Raw genomic sequence first — 18,119 nt, 5'->3', positions numbered from 1 at the left:
AGAGAGCCGACTTAATCCTGGCCTAGAAAAATCTCGTCGCATCCATATAGACGCCGGGCATCGCTAAAGCCACGCTCATGACAAACCGTTAACATTTTGTTGATTTCGCGAATGTAGGCATCGTCGTCTTCCGGCTCCAGCGCCATGAAATATTGCAGCCACGGCTCGCGACCAATGGCGTAGACGTAGACGCGATTGGCGCCGACGGCTTCCAGTAATTGCAATGCGCCTTCGGCATTGCTGCCGTTGGAGCGTCTGGCCTGACAGTGCTTGTGATCCGGCAGCTTAGGTAATAAAGCGCCGTAAACCCAGGAGAGCGGTGCGCCAATGCATTCCATGCCTAAAAACACCGTGTCGATAGATCCATATTCAGCACATAGATTCTGGTACATGTGCTTATCCAGGCAGTTCGAATCGGCAGCAAACAACAATTTCCGGTTCCCGGCGCGAACTAAATAGGCGCTTTTCGCAAAAGGCAAATCATTGTGTTCGCCCAGGAAAGGTACCGCGACGATCTCACCACCGGTAAACGAGATACTATCTAACGGATCAACTTCAACGACCTGCTGAAAACCCAATTCTCTGGCCAACAGTTTCATCGAGATATCGGCATAAAAAATGCCCGAACTTTTAGGTACAACTAGGCAACCAATTTTGTGCCGTAACCGTAATAGGGTTTCGAAGACATAATGGTCATGATGAACATGAGTAATTAGCACGTAATCGATATGTGCCGGCAAATCTTGAAAACTATAACGATCTATTCCACCCTGACTGGGTTTTACAGCAATGAAGGGATCAATCAGCACGGCAATACCAGCGGCTTCGATTAAAACGCCGGCGTGACCAAGGTATCGGACGCGCGCACCTGGACCCTGCCAGGGTTCGGCAGTGCGAGCCGATTGCGCGGTTAATAAACGGATCAGTTTATCTTCGTCGCAAGCATCCAAGCCCAGAACCTCCCGGATATAGCCCAGGGATTGAGGCTGACTATCCAGTTTGAATAATTCGTCGACGGCCAACTCGGCAAACGGAATCTGCCAAGATACGCTATCGTCATCGGGCAGGCGTGGCGTACTCATATAATACGCACGGACTCTGTCGTGGGTTTGGGTAAAAAGCCGTAACGATTGCAAATGCTTTTTGTAATGCCGGCTTTTATAAAACAGGCTCTCGATACAGCGAACAATCGGGCGGTTGTTATAGTCATAGAGCAGTTCGACGAAACCGCGTAACGACTGGGGTAGCTGAGGGTAATACACTTCCAGACTTTGCCCGATAGCCTCTCGATCCAGCAGATTCTGAAAAGCGATGAGGTCTTCGGCCATTTGTAGACTTTCCGCATGCTCACCGCCCATACGTTCCAACATTTGCGCAATGTCGGCCACTCTGTCGAGCGGTACGTTCACAAAAGGACCACCCAGCAGTTTTGGATTAGCGCTGGATTTAAGATGAATTTCCGGATTTTGCAGGTACGAGGTCAGGTTCTTCTTCTGATAATTCAGCATATGCAGGCTGTAGGGGACCGGCGAAAAAGTGTGCGGCCAGGCAACCCAGTGATCAACCAGCGCTTCTACTGCGGTGGAATCTGCAAGTCGGTATAGCGTTTTGTCGTTCATGGTTTCCGTTTCTTGTTCATTAATTTGTTATCAAGCCATTGGAAATGAACCAATTCGCTCCAAAATCCAGGCTATGCTTCATCATTCTTCACTCTGACACTCAGCCATGCGATCAACGAATTTGGCTAGCGTCGTTGCCTCGAACAACACGTTGACGGGTAGATCGATTGCGAACATTTCCTGTATTTTTGCCATCACTTGCACGCCCGCCAATGAGTGTCCTCCCAGCTCGAAAAAGTCATCGTGAATGCTCAAACGATCAATACCCAGGACTTCACGCCAGATAGACGCTACCGCTTCCTCGGCCTCGTCGCGCGGCGCCACAAAGGTGTCTTGATCGTCGGTCCGAATTTCCGGCATTGGCAGCGCTTTGCGATCCAGCTTGCCATTGGCATTCAACGGCATGGACTCAAGCCATACCCAAGCCGATGGCTGCATGTAGTCGGGCAGTCCATCCTTAAGCAGAGACTTCAACCCATCCTGAACCGAAGCATCACCGCTCCAATAGGCGACCAGACGCTTCATACCCGGTGCGTCTTCTCGAACGATGACGGCGGCGGCATTCACGCCTGGATGACGCAATAAGCAGGCTTCGATTTCACCGAGTTCAATGCGATAGCCTCTGATTTTGACTTGCTGATCGAAACGCCCTAAAAATTCAATATTTCCGTCCGCGCGATACCTCACCCGATCGCCAGTTCGGTATAAGCGTCCGCCGTTGTGCGCGAACGGATCCGGTACAAAGCGTTCTGCGGTCAAACCGGGTTGGCCGAGATAACCACGGCTAATACCCTCGCCGCCAACCAGCAACTCGCCTGCCACACCGACTGGAACAGGCTGCATCGCCGCATCGACAATATGAATGCGCATATTGGCAATGGGAGTGCCTATCGGCAGAGTCGCATCGCAATCGGTCGGTTGTACGCGATATACGCTGCACCAAACAGTGGCTTCGGTCGGACCGTATTCGTTGAATAACTCGACGTTCGGTAAACGTGTGTGGTGAAGCTCAGTCAAGACACCTGGGCAGGCTTCACCAGCGACAATGGCGGTACGCAGGCTTTGCAAAGCAACGCTGGGCAGATGTTCCAGCAAGAGTTGATATAACGAGGGTAGGGTTAACAGGTGGGTGACCTGGTTGTGCTCAATCAAGGCCCCCAAACCCAGCGGTTCTTTAAGCAGGTTGTCGTCAGGCAAACACAGCGCGGCTCCCTGGCTTAAACTCCAAAAAATGCCCGCAACCGAGCTATCGAATGCAAACGACGGTAATAGCAGGTAACAATCAAGCGGTTCGCGATAGTAAGCGCTTCTCGCCAATGTTGAATGCAACAGATTGGCATGGCTGACCACCACCCCTTTGGGGTGCCCGGTCGATCCGGAGGTGTAAATCAAATAGGCAGCGGATGTCGGAAAACGTATTAAAGATGGGTTTGCCGCACTATAAGCGCTAAACTCGTGAGGTTGGTCGACGCAGATTTTCACCAAGTGGCCGGAATCCAAAGCCGGTGCCAAGGACATCACAGTTAATAACCAATCAGCCCCAGCATCCTGAAACAAATAAGTCTGCCGTTCTTGGGGATAGCTTGGATCAACCGGCACATAGACCGCACCTGCTTTCAAAATGGCCAACATGCCGATCAATAAGGCAGAGCAACGGGGCATGCTTAATGCGATGCGACGCTCCGGACCGGCACCTTGTGCGATCAGATAATGCGCCAACCGGTTGGCTCGCTGATTTAACTCGACATAGGAAATTCGCTGCTCGCCAAATATCAAAGCCGTTGCCTGGGGTTGACGATCTACAGCCGCTTCAAATAGATCAACGATGCTCGGGTGCTCTGGGTAACAAGTTGTCGTGCTATTCCATGCAGCCAGCTGCTGTTTTTCCGGCACAGTCAAAAACGGTAATTGACTCAACCGGGCGGTGGGTTCCGCCAATATGCCGTTCAGCAGACATTGAAAATGTCCCAGCATACGCAGTGCTGTCAATCGGCTCATGACGTCACAACGATAGCTAAACACGACCTTCAAACCCTGATCAATTTCCGCGCATAGCAAGGCCAAATCGAACTCTTCCGATCGTTCCGGCAAGGCAACCGTTTCAACCGCAATATCACCCCATTGGCCAGTAATACCCGATTGTCCCAAGGCCAGCGCCGCCGCCAATGGATCATCTGCGGACTGCAACACGAACCAGGTCCGAAATGGTGCTATATCGTTGGCAGTGCGATGCAAAACCTTTTCCACCAACAAAGCATAGGGATATTGTTGATGATTGAGCGCTTCCAGCACGGTGGTATTGACATGAGCCAAGTAATCGCAGAATGGCTGTTCGCCATGAGGTCGACTACGCAATGCGACTGGATTGACAAAATAACCCACTAAATCGGCAAATTCACGTTTAGGCCGTCCTAAGGTTGGACTGCCGACGATTAGATCGGTTTGACCGCTGTAGCGGTACAGCAGGGTCTTAAAGATACTCAATAACAGCGTATACAGCGTGGTGTGATGGGTTGCGGCCAATCGTTTAAGCTTCTGCAACGTTTCAGCCGAAATATGTAGCGTTTCTGCAGCGCTTTGGTATGAATCGGCACCGGCTGATGAACGTTCACCTGGCAGCTCCAACCTGGGTAACTCACCAGCCAGCTGCTGCCGCCAATAGTTCAAGTCTTGTTCTGCGGCAGTGCTGTCCAGATAATTCCGTTGCCATGCGACATAATCCGAGTAAACCGAAGTAGAGGATGACAATAGAGATGTCTGACCGGCGCTTTGAGCTAAATAGAGTGTTTGTAACTCCGTCAGCAATACTTGCAGAGAACGAAAATCGACGATCAAATGATGCGCACAAAATGCCAGAACAGGATAGTCATCATCACAACTGAATACCCCGCATCTCAGTAACGGTCCACGTTCCAGGTCAAACGGCTTGTTGACGAAATTTTGCAGATTCGTGATTTGCTGCGAATAGTCGTAACAATCAACCTGTTCCAGCAATCCTACTTGGTCAATAGCTAGACAAACCGGATGTTGATCAGTGCCCAGCTTAAACCCAACACGTAATTGTGCATGACGCTCATGCAATTCAATCAGTGCGCGACCCAGCGCTTCGCGGTTTAATTCGTCCCTGATTTGCAATGCTATGGACATGTGGTGCGAGGCATTGCTGGGTGCTATTTGTGCGCGTGTCCACAATGCCTTTTGGTTGTATGACATAGCAGAGTTCGATGCCTTCTCTATGCCGACATTGGCAAGAGAAACGGGTAGGTTTGCCGCATGTTTGGCCTGATTCAGCGCAGTTACAGCACAAGCAGATAAGGTTGAGCTACCGAGTAAGTCAGTGATGGGTAGATCGATACCCAGCAAGTCGTCGATGAAATATTTCATTTCCACGGCTTTCAACGAGTCTAAACCCAGTTGCGATAGTGTATAGTTTGACTCGACAGTACCTGCGGCCAATCCGGATAATCCCGAGGCTTTCAGTGCAAGATGTTCCGCCAATAAGTCGGCGGCATTGCTGCTATTCATCTTGAGTAAAGCTTGGCGCAATAAGCGGCGTTCGTTTGCCCCCGAATCAACATTCACTAGAGACTGTGATACCTCGCCCGACACTCGTAAGTTGTCGATGGCGATATACTCAAACCCCTGCTGGATAAAAAGTTCACGGCAAGCATTTCGCCGAAGTTTTCCGCTGCTGGTTTTTAAAATAGCGCCGGGTTTTAGAAACAAAATCTGGTCGGCTTGGATACCGCATTCTTCGGTTAATCGGGTACGGATGGCAGAGAATTCGCTTCGATAATCACCTTGTCTGACCCGACTGCGCTTTAATTCGGCTAACACAATCAGCTTTTCACCATCGCCGTCATCAACCGAAAATGTCACTGTTGAGGCAGGGTTCAAAGCATCGGTTGCCGTTTCAACAGCATATTCAAGATCGTGCGGATAATAATTGCGACCGCGAATAATGATTAGGTCTTTTAGGCGCCCGGAAACGAACAATTCACCCTTGTCTATAAATCCCAAATCACCCGTGCGTAGCCAGAATTGGCCTTTGAAATCTTTGACAAAAGCTTTACCGCTCATCTCGGGGTTTTGCCAATAGCCCTGGGCCACGCTGGGACCGCTCAGCCAGATTTCTCCGATTCGACCATTCGGGCAACAAGTGGCGTTATCAAGATCGACAATACGCAAGTCTTGTCCATCATGAATATCGATGGTTCCGCATCCTACAAGGCTTCTGGCATTCAATTGATTATCATCAATCGAATGGACTATGCGTTGTTCCAAGGCAGCTTTATCGAATGCGCGAATCTTTGGAAGGGATTGTTTATCGCCGCCAGTCGCCAGTAATGTTGCTTCGGCCAGGCCATAACAGAGATAAAATGAACGCTGTTGGAATCCACATGCCTTAAATGCGTCGCTGAATCGTTGCAAGGTCAGCGGATTGATAGGCTCGGCGCCATTGAATGCCAATTGCCAACTGCTGAGATTAATCCCCATCAATTCATCGCGATTGATTTTTTGGACGCACAAATCGTAAGCAAAGTTAGGACCGCCACTGGTATGCGCACGGTAATCGCTAATGGCTTGCAACCAGCGTAGCGGTTTTTCCAAAAACGCCATCGGCGCCATCAAAATTGCACTGGCGCCACAATACAGGGGTTGCATGACATTACCGATCAGGCCCATGTCGTGATAAAGCGGGAGCCAACCGACCACAGTCGACCGTTCGTCGTGGCCAAATCGGCGTTTGATTAACTGTTGATTAGCCATCAGGTTACCGTGGCTAATCATCACCCCCTTTGCGTCGCCGGTAGAGCCCGAGGTGTATTGTAGAAAGGCCAAATCCTTGGCTTGTAGGATAGGGGCCTGCCATGAGCTTGCATCGACATTGTGTTCGACGACATCAGTTTGCAACCAATGCTTGTCTAACAAATTACCCGTGGCGCTGGGAAAATGACGAATGTTCTTGGCAACTTGCTGGGTGGTAAGAATTATTTTGGCTTTGCTGTCATCAAGAATGGCCTGTAGTCTGGGCATATGCCGATTATTACTCGGCGGATAGGCCGGAACAGCAATCGCCCCTGCACAAAGGCAAGCAAAAAAGGCCACGATGTAATCTAGGCCGGGCGGATAGAGTAATAAGGCTCGCTCACCTTGCAAACCCATCTGCAGCAACAATGCGGCTAATTGCCTGGATTTTGCATTCAGTTCGCCATAGGTCAGCGAATGCTGGCCTGATGCGCCATAATCCAAAAATGTATACGCAATCCGGTGAGGATGACATTCTGCGCGTCGCTGCAACACATCCGTCAGAGAAGTGGCTCCTTCTACCCTTAAAACATCATTGGCGGAACCATCAAAATAATGTCGCTCGTTTAACATCTTGCCTCCGGTTCTATCCAACCCAATGTTGAATGAAATTTCGTCTTTGAATTTCCGCCCCTAATTTCAAATGCAATTCATAATCGCGTGTTGCTTTTGTCTTGTTACTAAGTGGCGTAAAACCGGTAGCGCTTGAGCGCTTTAGTCGGTTGACAATAGAAACCTAACGTTCCTTGAAACCGGTTATTTGAAATGGAGACGACTAACGGAAATAATTTCCCCACCATAGTGTTGGCGTAGCAACAGGTCAAAAGCACCCTTGCAATCTGTCCGTTTTTGCCCGGATGATGCAGTTGGGAGGGCTTGCGCCGAGAAATTGAACAGTCCATTAGAAGATGTCCAAAAACCCAGAAGAAAACATTCACCCTCCTTCAAAGCCAAACTTGCATTAACAAGTTGTTGATTTTATTTGCCATCGAACGACCTGCACTAAGAATTGCCTGTCCCGCAATACCTTGTTGGGTTTGGTGTTCCGACTGGCGCTGGTCGCCGAAAAAAGTTGGCGCAAGATACGCGGATTTAAACGCCTGCCAGAGGTGATTGAGGGCATCCGTTTTCAGGACGGCATCGCTGTCATCACGGAAACGTGGAAAACTGAAGAAACCCAGCAGATGGCCGCCTGATTCAATTCAGCCGTACACCAGATTTGACTATTTCTCTTAGTCCTATGGCCGGTTCCGAGCATTTGATACTTCAAAAACCCATCAGTGCCAAAGCTGGTCTTTTGTTGTTGGCGTCAGATTGGTTTCAATTTGAAACCGGCGGGGGCGTTGAAATACCTAAATATGTGTCAAATTCCAAATTCAAACGATCAATTGCCCTTGAGTCGCTGCCAAACTGATCGTCACCACGGTACCGGAATTGAATGCCAAGTAGTCGGTTTCAATACCGTCCGAGAAGATCACGCCATTTTCAGGCATCTGCGATTCCAGTTTGAGCGGCGTGGCGAGTGTGATGGCGCCGAATACCAAGCTGGTACCGGTAGTCCGGCTCGGAAACGGTTCACGAACGGTAAATTGCAAGCGTTGTTCATGCCAGGCAAAACCCTTCTTAAGCGGATGGGACTCGCTGCCGGAAACGCCTAAGGCCCCTGCCAAGATCGACTGAAACCAGCCTGTCGAGCCAAAGCCTGTCGAGATAATGATGCCTGACGATGATTGAGTTTCCTCTCGGCCATTCCACGACAGCAGGTATCGGGCCGAAGTGTGGCTTTTCGGTCCGACAAACAGGTCATTGACTGCCAGAATGCGTTGACCATCATTGGTCTTTGCCTCAGCAAAGGTAATGGTTTTGCAAGCCGACTTGCCGGCAAGGGTACGCGTCACCACTGATTGTAACTCCCCTATTTCGAAGGGCAGCAGTTTCCCATCCCATCGATCAGGATCGGGATTGATGGCAATGACCGGCTGGCCTTCGAGATATTTCAGGGTATTGGCTACCAGTCCATCCTGGCCGATGGTGACCACGATATCAGTTGGTCCAAACTGGTAATTGGGCAGCAAACGCCGTTCCAGCAGTTGAAACCGGCCCAATGCTTTCAGCGTCCGTTCGGCCTCTTGCAGACGCCACTGATATCCGACAGTTTCAATGGGTCTTCCGAAACATAAGTCAGACCGTCGTTTTTCAGGCTGTAATTCAGCATCTCGGCCATGCTTTCCGGCTCGGCCACACGATACGTCATCTGGCCTTGCACAGTCACAGATTGAAAGTCTGCCGTCAACAGCTTGAAAATGAAGGGAGCTTCCTGAGCACTGACCGGTACGGCGGCGATCGAAGCCGTGGCGACATTGTAGAAAAAGCTCAAGCCTTTGCCTTTTTTTCGAACCTTGCCATTGACAGTTTTAATGACAAACGTTGATCCTGAATCCGGCGTTTTTGTCGTTACTTATGACCACCTTTTTAAGTAGTATGAATTCTGCCTTTAGAAGCGTCCGGGATTATTAGACCATTTCAAATGTGACTCACCGAGCCTGACTTAATGTGACGGGCCTGACGGAATTACGGGTTGGCTGTGCCTGACCGCTGAATTGGCTTGAATCTGCGGTTTTGCGCCTGTGATGAGCCGTAGCATAGCCATAAAAACCTCTTCTCCGAGCGAGCCTTTAGTCTTACCGTCGTACTCTGTATCCAGAACGCTCGCCGGTTGGTACGCGCCCGACAGGTATGCGTTGATTCGTGCGGTGCGCTCAAGCAGCGCGGAAGAACCGGGAACGAACCGGTCCGGAGCGGCAAGCATGGCTACCAGCGACTTGAATTCTCCATCCGAAAGGGCGGCAAAATTCCGGTGAAAATAGGTTTCGGCGGCGGCGGAAAAACCATAAATCGCGACACCGTTCACTTGCCCCAGGTATGCGGTATTCAGCAGCAACGCCAGTTGTTCTTCTTTCGACACCAGCGTATCGAATGCGTACCGGGCTATCAAGGTTTGGCGAATCTTGGCGATACCCTTCTGAAATCCGTCTGGAAAATATAACAGCTTGACCAAACCCTGGCTGATCGTCGTCATGCCCGCACCCGGTGTGTAGAGGTCCACCCCTTGGTGTTGGTAAAAGGCCGGATCCTCGATCGCCAGGAGCCATTGCAAACGTTGGAGCGGCAGATCCCGTAAGCTGATCCGTTTGCCGTGGGTTTGCCAGGCTAGGGCTAGAATTTTGGGCGTCTCGCTACGCGCAACACGGATTTCGTTGGCATAGTAGCCAGTCAACACAGTGCCGGAAAGCAAAAGCAGGACCGCGACAACACGCGTCAGTGGTCTAAAATTCACGCTGCACACCTAGAACCCTAGCGTCCGGATCCGCCTGTCAGTCATGCAATGTCCCGTCTAAGCCACGATTGATGCCTGGGCAATACCAGGCAAAGCAATCCTAGAAAGAAATAGTCGAGCATCTGATTGACGGAAGACCATTCTTGCAGGATGTAGTGACCGATGAGCAGGCTTAGCATGAAGGCGAACCAGCCATAAACGGCAAGTATTTTATGGCGATTGCTGAGAAGCACGCAGCCGAGTCCGATTTCGATGAACGGTATCGCGTACAAGTAAGCCTTGACCAGCCATGTGGGAAGCCGAATACGAAGGTCGCCTTGAAACAACCCCGCGTAGTATTCGAAAAAACCGCCGTGGCTGAAAAACTTGCTGGTGCCGGCAGTGAGCAGAATGATCGCCATCAGCACGCGAACGACGCGTTCGGCGTCTTTTAGAGTTGATTGTTCAATCATGGTAAGTCTCCAGGTGCTAAAAGATACGGCGCATCGACAATCGTCGCGGCAAATTTACCGGCATCCCAGTCGTTGTCCGGTTAGGCATCGTCGTTCTCACAATACCCCCAACGCTTTAAGCGCGCTTTTACCCAGTTCTAAACGCTTGCCGGCGTCGGCCGCATTGCGCATACCTATTTGCGTTCGGCGTCCGGCAAGGATGCGCAAGCGCCGTACAGACGCTGATTGACCCACTGGCTGTATCGCGCCTGCAACTGCAAATTTTCCAATGAATTCATAAGACCACTCCGCACTCTTGGTCTATGGTCCGCCGAAAAGCCTGTTGCAAGCGTTGGAATACCGGGCCGGGGCAATTTGGCAATGATCGCCAGTCGATACTGGCGACCGGAATCAGTTCCGCCCCGGTGCCGGTCAAGAAACATTCGTCGGCGGCGTAGAGGTCGTAAACGCCCAGCGGCTGCTCCCTGGTTTCGATGCCATTGTCTTGCGCCAACTGTAACACCAATTCTCGGGTGATGCCTTCCAGCGCGCCTTCGCTGCACGGCGGCGTCAGCAAGCGGCCGTCGCGGACGAGGAAGATGTTGTCGGCGGTGCCTTCGGCCACCCGGCCTTGGCCGTTGAGCAGTATCGCTTCGTCGGCGCCGGCATGGTTGGCTTCGATTTTGGCCAGAATGTGGTTCAAATAATTCAGGCTTTTGATGCGCGGATCGAGGCCGTCGGCCGGCAAACGGCGTACCGAGGACACGATTAACCTCGCCCCGGCCTGTTGTTCAGCGATTGCAATCATCGTCAACTGGTCGGCGATGGCGATGACATTGGGTAACACGCAGCTATTGGGATTCAAGCCCAGCGGTCCGGCGCCGCGCGTCACCATCAGGCGGATATAGCCGTCATCGTCGGCAAACGCTTCGATCAGTCGTTCGATCACGGCATTCAATTCTTCGGTGGAGAGTGGTATTGCCAGCGCAATCGCCCGCGCCGACAGCTGTAGCCGCTGCAAGTGCCGTTGCAGACGGAAGGCACGGCGCTTGTAAAAGCGTATGCCTTCGAACACGCCGTCGCCGTATAACAAACCGTGGTCGTTGACCGGAACGGTCGCCTGTTCTGTGGGTAGCAGTTGGCCGTTCAACCAAGTTACCGATTGCTTGACCATCGTATCCTCCTGAGCTGTTCTAATGAGTTGGTTGGAGGCGCTACTTTAGGCTATGATCCGGCAATCGATACAGATGCAAACTCTGTTAATTATATCGATACAATTTTAACCACAATTGAATTGTATCTGTTGCCAAGCGCCGAAACTGTATTGCTCGCCGCCATGAATCTTCGTTACGAAAACCTCGCCGAACATTTATATAACGCCATCGCCCAGAATCTGTACCGGCCAGGGGAACGCCTGCCCAGCGTACGCCAGCTTAGCCGGCAGCACCAAGTCAGCACCGCGACGGCGGTCAGCGCCTTGCGTTTGCTGGAGGATCAGGGCCATCTCGAAGCCAGGCAGCGTTCTGGCTATTACGTCAAACCGCGCCCACGCAGTTCGCTGCATGAACCAACGATGTCGGCACCGCCGCGCGAACCAACGCTGGTGACGGGTCAGGAATGGGTATTGCGTCTGGTCAAGGCCACCAACGATCCGAAGATCGTGCAATTGGGCGCGGCGGTGCCGGCGGCGGCATTTTTACCGACACAAAAAATGGCCCAGCTGTCGGCCAGTGTCGCCCGCCGTTACAGTCAGCGCATTGCCAATTACGAGTTCCCACCGGGTGAACCGGAATTGCGCCGACAAATTGCCAGGCGCATGTCGGAACAGGGCTGCCCGGTCGATCCCGACGACATCCTGATCACCAACGGCTGCCAGGAAGCGCTGACGCTAGCCTTGCGGGCGGTTACCAAGCCGGGAGACATCGTCGCCGTCGAATCGCCGACCTTTTACGGGCTGTTGCAAGTCATCGAATCGTTATCACTGCGCGCGATCGAGATTCCGACCCATCCGCGCGATGGCATCGCGCTGGACGCACTGCAACTGGCCTGCGAGCAATGGCCGATCAAGGCTTGTATCGCGGTGCCCAATTACAGCAACCCCTTGGGCTACTGCATGAGCGACGAACGCAAACGCGCGCTGGTAGAGTTGGTCAACCGCCATAAAATCGCGCTGATCGAAGACGATATATACGGCGACTTGGGTTTCGGCCCGCAACGGCCGGCTATGGCGAAAAGCTGGGACAGCGAAGGCCGGGTGTTGTATTGCTCGTCGTTTTCCAAATCGCTGTGCCCCGGTTTACGGGTGGGTTGGCTGGTGGCGGGACCGTACCTGGAGCAAACCGAGTACCTGAAATACGTCGGCAACTTGGCGACGCCGACTCACGCGCAATTGACGGTCGCGGAAATGCTGGCCAAGGGCGGCTACGAACGCCATCTGCGTCAAGCGCGCAACCAATACCGGCAAGCGGTGGACAGAATGACGGCGGCCATCGGCGCTTATTTTCCGCTCGGCACCCGCGTGACCCAGCCGGAGGGCGGCTTCGTGATCTGGGTGGAGTTGCCGGAAACGGTCGATGCGACGGCGTTGAGCCGGCGAGCATTGGAGCGAGGCATCAGCATCGCGCCCGGTCCAATGTTCTCGGCGACGCAAAAATACCGCAATTTCATCCGCCTGAATTGCGCGGTGGATTGGGACGAACGGGTCAATCAGGCCTTGGTCAGATTGGCGCAGATGGTCGGCGGGCAATGACCTGGGTTTTACTGCCCTCCCCTGCAATTCAAAGAGGCCTCATCGAACAGACGTTTGCACCAGAACAATCTGGTTCTAAGTCTACTCCGCTAATTTCAATGCGCTGGGCGACACGCCATATTGCTTTTTAAATACCCGGCTGAAATGCGCCAACTCGTTAAAGCTCCCACGAAAGGCAATCCGCGAAATCGTCAATCCCGCCGTTTGCCGTCGTGCGATCGCTTGATGGCAGCGCTCCAAGCGTCGCTGCAGAACATAGCGCATCAGAGATTGCTGTTCTTGTTCGAACAGGGCATTGATATAGTGCGGCGACGGTCCGACGGCTTGGGCAATGCCGCTTGCATTCAGCGCCGGATCGGCCAGTCGCCGTTCGACATGGCGTTTGATTTCCAGTACGGTAACGGCTTGAGACCGCGACGACTGGATAGCGTTAGGCCGAATCTCGGCCAACGCCAACAAGTCCAACAAGTCCAACAAAGTCTCGCACAAGCTGTCCAGTGCCGACTGATGAGTTGCGGCAAGCGGGCAGACCACGATTTCAAGAAGTCCGCGGCCACCTTAGCTGCACCAAGCCGATGGCCGTACACAAAAAACGAGACAGGCAACATTGCTAGTGGAACGGAGAAGAATGGCGTCCAAATCCGCTCCCGGCGGATTTGTCTTTTGGATACTTTTCTTTCGACTGCATGGATGCAGGAGGTAGAGCAATGCAGGAGCAATTGCCGAGGCCAAGCACAAATTCGTCTGGAACGAATTTGAACAGCCAATAGGCTGGCCCGCGGGGCGAAAACCAGGGATGGTTTTCGTAGCGAAAGAAACTCGGCTGTCGGGCCGAAACCCGACGTTAAAATCAGCTTCGCGTTAGCGAAACACAAGATAGATTTGCTTTCAATCCGCGTGGGCACAAACACCGTGCCCACCCTACGCGGCTAGGGCCGACCACCAGCGACATGCGGCGCCGAGTCATTTTTGCTCGACGCCGACCCGGCGATACTCGACGCCGAGTCTTTTTTGCCCGACGCCGAACCAACGATACTCGACGCCGAGTGTTTTTTGCCCGACGTCGACCCAACGATACTCGACGCCGAGTGTTTTTTGCCCGACGTCGACCCAACGATACTCGACGCCGAGTATTTTTTGCCCGACGCCGAACCAACGATACTCGACGCCGAGTATTTTTTGCCCGACGCCGAACCAACGATACTCGACGCCGAGTCTTTTTTGCCCGACGCCGAACCAACGATACTCGATGCCGAGTGTTTTTTGCCCGACGTCGACCCAACGATACTCGACGCCGAGTGTTTTTTGCCCGACGCCGAACCAACGATACTCGACGCCGAGTATTTTTTACCCGATGTCGACCCCGCGATACTCGACGCCGAGTCTTTTTTGCCCGATGCCGAACCAACGATACTCGATGCCGAGTGTTTTTTGCCCGACGTCGACCCAACGATACTCGACGCCGAGTGTTTTTTGCCCGACGCCGACCCGGCGATACTCGACGCCGAGTATTTTTTACCCGATGTCGACCCCGCGATACTCGACGCCGAGTGTTTTTCGCTCGGCCGACCAGCCGCGATTCAACCCCGCGCTTCCCAACCGGAGCCGCCCAAGCCACGCATTGGAGTACAAATCTAGATTTGTACTCCAATGCGACTATCTCACGGCGCCAAGCTCCGCAGCGAGAGATTGCAAGGCTGAGCGTATTGATTAAGCAACGTTACAATCGCGACGGGGTTGTCCCCTGATGCCGGGCCGAGACCCGACATTAAAATCAGTCGCGGCAAAGTCAACAACATGCGTACGATTACGCTACCGCTAATCGTACCTACGCGGGCTGATTGGGCAACGTTACAATCGCGACGGGGGTTGTCCCCTGATGCCGCGCCGAGCACCGGAGGGTTTGAGCGGATTTGCCCGTTAGGGGCGATGCAGGGATGCATCGCGTTTTTGGAGGGCTATGGATAGCCCTTCCAAAAACCCCGTTCAAACCCGCAGGAGCGCAGGATATAAGCGGCATGGGGTGGCCTTTTCTTTGGATACTTTCTTTTCGACTGCATGGATGCAGGAGGTAGAGCAATGCAGGAGCAATTGCCGAGGCCAAGCAAAAGAAAGAAACTCGGCTGTCGGGCCGAGACCCGACGTTAAAATCAGCTACGCGTTAGCGAAACACAAGATAGATTTGCTTTCAATCCGCGTGGGCACAAACGCCGTGCCCACCCTACGCAACTGGAACGAAAGGTTAGAGGACATAGGCCACCAACTTGGCGAGCCAGTAGAAAAGGAACGAAGCACCCACGAAGATGAGGGACCACACTGCCGCCAATACGGCCTTGCTCGGTTGTGGCATTGGGATGACGTTGAGAATCTTCGCAAAGCCTTCATCAGACTTGGTGCTTGCGTTAACTTGGTTCCAAGTGAGCGGCGGGAAGTAGAGATAGGAAACGGTGACTTGCTCCTTTGCGACCAGCACGGGGATGAGAATTTCACCCGCCCCCTCGGGGTTTCGTTCAATTGTGTACTGCACAGGCGGATGAACTGTGACATTGGGAGGAAGCACTGTATGCGACAGGCGGACGTTGTGTGCCGCTTTACGGCCTGCGTTTCTCACCACAACGCTGTGGGCGTGAACAACCGTTCGTTTCTCGTCTTGCAGCGTGAAGGATGAGACGTGGCCGATGAATGACACGAGCCTAGCTCGGGCCTCCGTGTAGTGCTTGAACAGGGCGCCCAGGACGAGCGAGAGAACTGGCCCAATGATCTTTGCAATTGTGTCGGCATCAAAAATCACGGTGATGTCCTCTAACTAGTTATTAGATAGTTCTGTATTTCACACGCTACGCCGTGAAACACCAAATCAAATCCATTCTAACAAACCGACCAAGCGCGCGACAGCCCCAACGCTCAAACCCCATTCAATCCCCCAAACCGCCTTATAATCCAGCCACAAAAATCCCGCCGGAGACCGCCATGCTCAAACACGCCAACGCCTGGAAAGACCGCTTCCCGGAATTCGCCGGTTGCCGGGACGCGGTGGTGGAACAATTAATGGAGGCGGCGACGCTGGTGACGGTGCCGGCGGGGCAGCAGGTGTTTTATCCGGGCAAGACTTGCGAGCATTATTTGTTGCTGCTGTCCGGCAGCGTCAAGGCGCAGATTTTGTCGGCCGACGGCCGCGAGGTGTTATTGTACCGGGTGTTGCCGGGCGACTCCTGCGTGCTGACCACCTCCTGCCTGCTCGGCGACAGCCAGTATCCGGCCGAGGGTTACAGCGAAACCGACGTTAGCGCCTTCGCGATTCCGGCCCACGTGTTCCACCGCTGCCTGCAGCAGTCGGCGTTCTTCCGCGAATTCGTGTTTCGCAATTTCTCGACGCGGCTGGCCGACGTGATCAAGCGGATGGCGGCGCTGAGTTTTGCCAGCATCGACCAGCGCCTGGCGCAAACCCTGTTGGCGGCCGACGGCCCCACGATCCACAAAACCCATCAGGAACTGGCGCTGGAATTGGGTTCGGTGCGGGAAGTGGTATCCCGACACTTGAAGCGCTTCGAAAGCCTGGGTTGGTTGAATTTGCAGCGCGGCAGCATCGAAATCGTCGACGCCGCCGCGTTGCGGGGATTGCTGACCGGCGGCGACTAATCGTCGCGCTGTTGGCGTTGTTCGTTGCCCAGCAATTGGATGAAGATAAAACCCAGTATAAAACCCAAACCCGCCGCCAACATCAGCGGCAATGCGAACGGAATGTCGTGCGGATCGCGCAGATTCATATGCAAAATGCTCTCGGCAAAACCGAAGATCAAGTCTCTCATAGCCATTACCTACCGTTTTTAGTTATCGGAACGCCCGCGATACCGGCTGGCGGCGGCGGACGATGCCAATGTAACCCTGGGCTTAATGGCGATCAGTGACTAAGTCACCGAGGCGGAATACAAATCTAGATTTGTACTCCAATGAGTCGCTGGCACCGGTTGCCGGCTTTGAGTTTGTTGTCTTCTTTCGACAATGCGTTGCCGCCAACCCAACGGTCGTGAATTCCAGCCTTGATTAGGGCTTAATACCGCCAAACCGCATCCATTTTTAGCGGGCATCAAAGCTTGGATGTGCAACTCAGGATTTGTATTCCCGCTAATCGTCCCGATCTTCCGGCAAATTCAGGCTACGATAACCGGCGTGCTCGGTAAATTGCCTGGCCAAACGCTCGCGCCCCAAACTCGCCAAGGTTTGACCAAAACTGGAATACGGGTAGTCCTCCAAGCGGCTCGCGTAACCGTGCTTAACCGGGTTGTTCAGCAGATAATTCAAGCGCACGTAGTAGTCGCGTTCGTCGCGCGGGCAGTAGTCCCAATAGTTCCACCAAATCGGTAATTCGGAATGTTGGCGGTCCAGGATATAGCGGGCCGACAACACGTGGAGTTTGCGGAAGATTTTCGGCAAGTCGCTCCCAAGAGCGCTGGTCGCCGTCAGATGGTAGTGGTTGTCGAGTATCACCCAGTGTTCAAGTTGCCAAGCTTTTTCGGCCAGACAATCCCGCATGGTTTCCAACAAATATTGCTTAACGTCGTGGTCTCGCAGTAGCGGCCGCCTTCGATAAATCGCACCAGTGACGAAATATTGCGCGCGATCGAGTTGTAAATGCGCCGGCGCGTGTCGACCTTTCTTAAACATCGGCTTCAACTCCCCGGAAAGTCCTCTTCCGAGTCTAACGAAATTTATCGGTAGTACAAATCTAGATTTGTACTACGGGAGACGGACAACCGGACCAAGAACCAACATATTTAGAGTGTGGACTAGGCGGATGGCGAAAACTTATCGCAGGCGCGATAAACGCCAAGCTTCGCAACCTATCAGCCGGCGAACCCAACTGGACTTGCACTCCGAAACGCCGCTCTCGTCGAAAAGTCCGCTAATTTTCGGCTAGCGCGTTTCCAGTTCAGTCGGTTTTATCCGCCAAAGCAAGCGTCGTGCTTGGAGTACAAATCTAGATTTGTACTCCGGCTAACGGACAACCAGACCCCGAGCCAACATCTTAAGAGAATGGACTAAGCGGATGGCGAAAACTTATCGCAGGCGCGATAACCCCAGAAGCTTTGCAACCTATCAGCCGACGCCCCCATCTGGAGTTGCACTCGGAAACGCCGCTCTCGCCGGAAAATCCGCTATTTTTCTGCTAGCGA

General features: G+C 53.0%; 14 protein-coding genes and 1 pseudogene. 4 read left to right on the top strand and 11 right to left on the bottom strand.

What is annotated here, in order from left to right; all coding sequences use genetic code 11:
* Positions 1-11 precede the first annotated feature (11 nt).
* On the bottom strand, positions 12-1,619 hold the full coding sequence (locus tag ACQE3D_RS05590; protein WP_313728771.1) for an MBL fold metallo-hydrolase: 1,608 nt from the start codon (positions 1,617-1,619) through the stop codon (positions 12-14).
* Positions 1,620-1,700: 81 nt separating this feature from the next.
* On the bottom strand, positions 1,701-7,001 hold the full coding sequence (locus ACQE3D_RS05585; protein ID WP_313728772.1) for a non-ribosomal peptide synthetase: 5,301 nt from the start codon (positions 6,999-7,001) through the stop codon (positions 1,701-1,703).
* 407 nt (positions 7,002-7,408) lie between these two features.
* Between ACQE3D_RS05585 and ACQE3D_RS05580 the strand changes: the two are divergent.
* A pseudogene (locus tag ACQE3D_RS05580) lies at positions 7,409-7,624 on the top strand (IS256 family transposase); the annotation flags it as partial.
* Positions 7,625-7,804: 180 nt separating this feature from the next.
* Here ACQE3D_RS05580 and ACQE3D_RS05575 read toward each other — a convergent pair.
* From ACQE3D_RS05575 to ilvE, 5 genes are all read right to left on the bottom strand, one after another.
* On the bottom strand, positions 7,805-8,503 hold the full coding sequence (locus tag ACQE3D_RS05575) for a sugar kinase (protein ID WP_313728773.1): 699 nt from the start codon (positions 8,501-8,503) through the stop codon (positions 7,805-7,807).
* A gap of 35 nt (positions 8,504-8,538) precedes the next feature.
* Positions 8,539-8,847, bottom strand: a complete 309-nt coding sequence (locus ACQE3D_RS05570) for an SPFH domain-containing protein (RefSeq protein ID WP_313729456.1) — start codon at positions 8,845-8,847, stop codon at positions 8,539-8,541.
* Between the two features lie 129 nt (positions 8,848-8,976).
* Positions 8,977-9,765 (bottom strand): transglycosylase domain-containing protein, encoded by a 789-nt coding sequence (locus ACQE3D_RS05565; RefSeq protein ID WP_313728774.1) that lies wholly within the window; start codon positions 9,763-9,765, stop codon positions 8,977-8,979.
* 41 nt (positions 9,766-9,806) lie between these two features.
* Positions 9,807-10,217, bottom strand: a complete 411-nt coding sequence (locus ACQE3D_RS05560; RefSeq protein WP_313728775.1) for a MauE/DoxX family redox-associated membrane protein — start codon at positions 10,215-10,217, stop codon at positions 9,807-9,809.
* A 274-nt stretch (positions 10,218-10,491) separates the two neighbouring features.
* Positions 10,492-11,370 carry a branched-chain-amino-acid transaminase gene (gene ilvE, locus ACQE3D_RS05555; protein WP_313728776.1) on the bottom strand — a complete coding sequence of 293 codons (879 nt, stop codon included), beginning with the start codon at positions 11,368-11,370 and terminating at the stop codon, positions 10,492-10,494.
* Between the two features lie 162 nt (positions 11,371-11,532).
* Here ilvE and ACQE3D_RS05550 point away from each other — a divergent pair, with 162 nt between their 5' ends.
* Positions 11,533-12,945 (top strand): PLP-dependent aminotransferase family protein, encoded by a 1,413-nt coding sequence (locus ACQE3D_RS05550; RefSeq protein WP_313728777.1) that lies wholly within the window; start codon positions 11,533-11,535, stop codon positions 12,943-12,945.
* Positions 12,946-13,026: 81 nt separating this feature from the next.
* Here ACQE3D_RS05550 and ACQE3D_RS05545 read toward each other — a convergent pair whose 3' ends face one another.
* On the bottom strand, positions 13,027-13,479 hold the full coding sequence (locus tag ACQE3D_RS05545; protein WP_313728778.1) for a helix-turn-helix transcriptional regulator: 453 nt from the start codon (positions 13,477-13,479) through the stop codon (positions 13,027-13,029).
* Positions 13,480-13,914: 435 nt separating this feature from the next.
* Here ACQE3D_RS05545 and ACQE3D_RS05540 point away from each other — a divergent pair, with 435 nt between their 5' ends.
* On the top strand, positions 13,915-14,583 hold the full coding sequence (locus ACQE3D_RS05540) for a hypothetical protein (RefSeq protein WP_313728779.1): 669 nt from the start codon (positions 13,915-13,917) through the stop codon (positions 14,581-14,583).
* Positions 14,584-15,187: 604 nt separating this feature from the next.
* Here ACQE3D_RS05540 and ACQE3D_RS05535 read toward each other — a convergent pair.
* Positions 15,188-15,736, bottom strand: coding sequence for a hypothetical protein (locus ACQE3D_RS05535; RefSeq protein ID WP_427501295.1), 549 nt, complete (start codon positions 15,734-15,736; stop codon positions 15,188-15,190).
* Between the two features lie 179 nt (positions 15,737-15,915).
* On the opposite strand from ACQE3D_RS05535, the gene ACQE3D_RS05530 reads away from it, so the two are divergent.
* The gene (locus tag ACQE3D_RS05530) at positions 15,916-16,584 is read left to right on the top strand and encodes a Crp/Fnr family transcriptional regulator (protein WP_313728784.1); all 669 of its coding nucleotides are present in this window, start codon (positions 15,916-15,918) and stop codon (positions 16,582-16,584) included.
* Here the strand turns inward: ACQE3D_RS05530 and ACQE3D_RS05525 are convergent.
* Together ACQE3D_RS05525 and ACQE3D_RS05520 are read right to left on the bottom strand one after the other, a co-directional pair.
* Positions 16,581-16,754, bottom strand: coding sequence for a hypothetical protein (locus ACQE3D_RS05525; RefSeq protein WP_168031754.1), 174 nt, complete (start codon positions 16,752-16,754; stop codon positions 16,581-16,583). The genes ACQE3D_RS05530 and ACQE3D_RS05525 overlap by 4 nt on opposite strands.
* Positions 16,755-17,070: 316 nt before the next feature.
* Positions 17,071-17,610 carry an REP-associated tyrosine transposase gene (locus ACQE3D_RS05520; protein ID WP_313728785.1) on the bottom strand — a complete coding sequence of 180 codons (540 nt, stop codon included), beginning with the start codon at positions 17,608-17,610 and terminating at the stop codon, positions 17,071-17,073.
* Between the last annotated feature and the right edge of the window lie 509 nt (positions 17,611-18,119).

Origin of the sequence: Methylomonas sp. MS20, from assembly GCF_050275925.1 — a bacterium.
Lineage (GTDB): Bacteria > Pseudomonadota > Gammaproteobacteria > Methylococcales > Methylomonadaceae > Methylomonas > Methylomonas koyamae_A.
This window is presented reverse-complemented; position numbering and strand designations above follow the sequence as displayed.

Coding starts and splice junctions, on each gene's coding strand:
- ACQE3D_RS05560 (WP_313728775.1), bottom strand. CDS start 10,217: ATGATTGAACAATCAACTCTAAAAGACGCCGAACGCGTCGTTCGCGTG.
- ACQE3D_RS05590 (WP_313728771.1), bottom strand. CDS start 1,619: ATGAACGACAAAACGCTATACCGACTTGCAGATTCCACCGCAGTAGAA.
- ACQE3D_RS05585 (WP_313728772.1), bottom strand. CDS start 7,001: ATGTTAAACGAGCGACATTATTTTGATGGTTCCGCCAATGATGTTTTA.
- ACQE3D_RS05520 (WP_313728785.1), bottom strand. CDS start 17,610: ATGTTTAAGAAAGGTCGACACGCGCCGGCGCATTTACAACTCGATCGC.
- ACQE3D_RS05525 (WP_168031754.1), bottom strand. CDS start 16,754: ATGAGAGACTTGATCTTCGGTTTTGCCGAGAGCATTTTGCATATGAAT.
- ACQE3D_RS05550 (WP_313728777.1), top strand. CDS start 11,533: ATGAATCTTCGTTACGAAAACCTCGCCGAACATTTATATAACGCCATC.
- ilvE (WP_313728776.1), bottom strand. CDS start 11,370: ATGGTCAAGCAATCGGTAACTTGGTTGAACGGCCAACTGCTACCCACA.
- ACQE3D_RS05530 (WP_313728784.1), top strand. CDS start 15,916: ATGCTCAAACACGCCAACGCCTGGAAAGACCGCTTCCCGGAATTCGCC.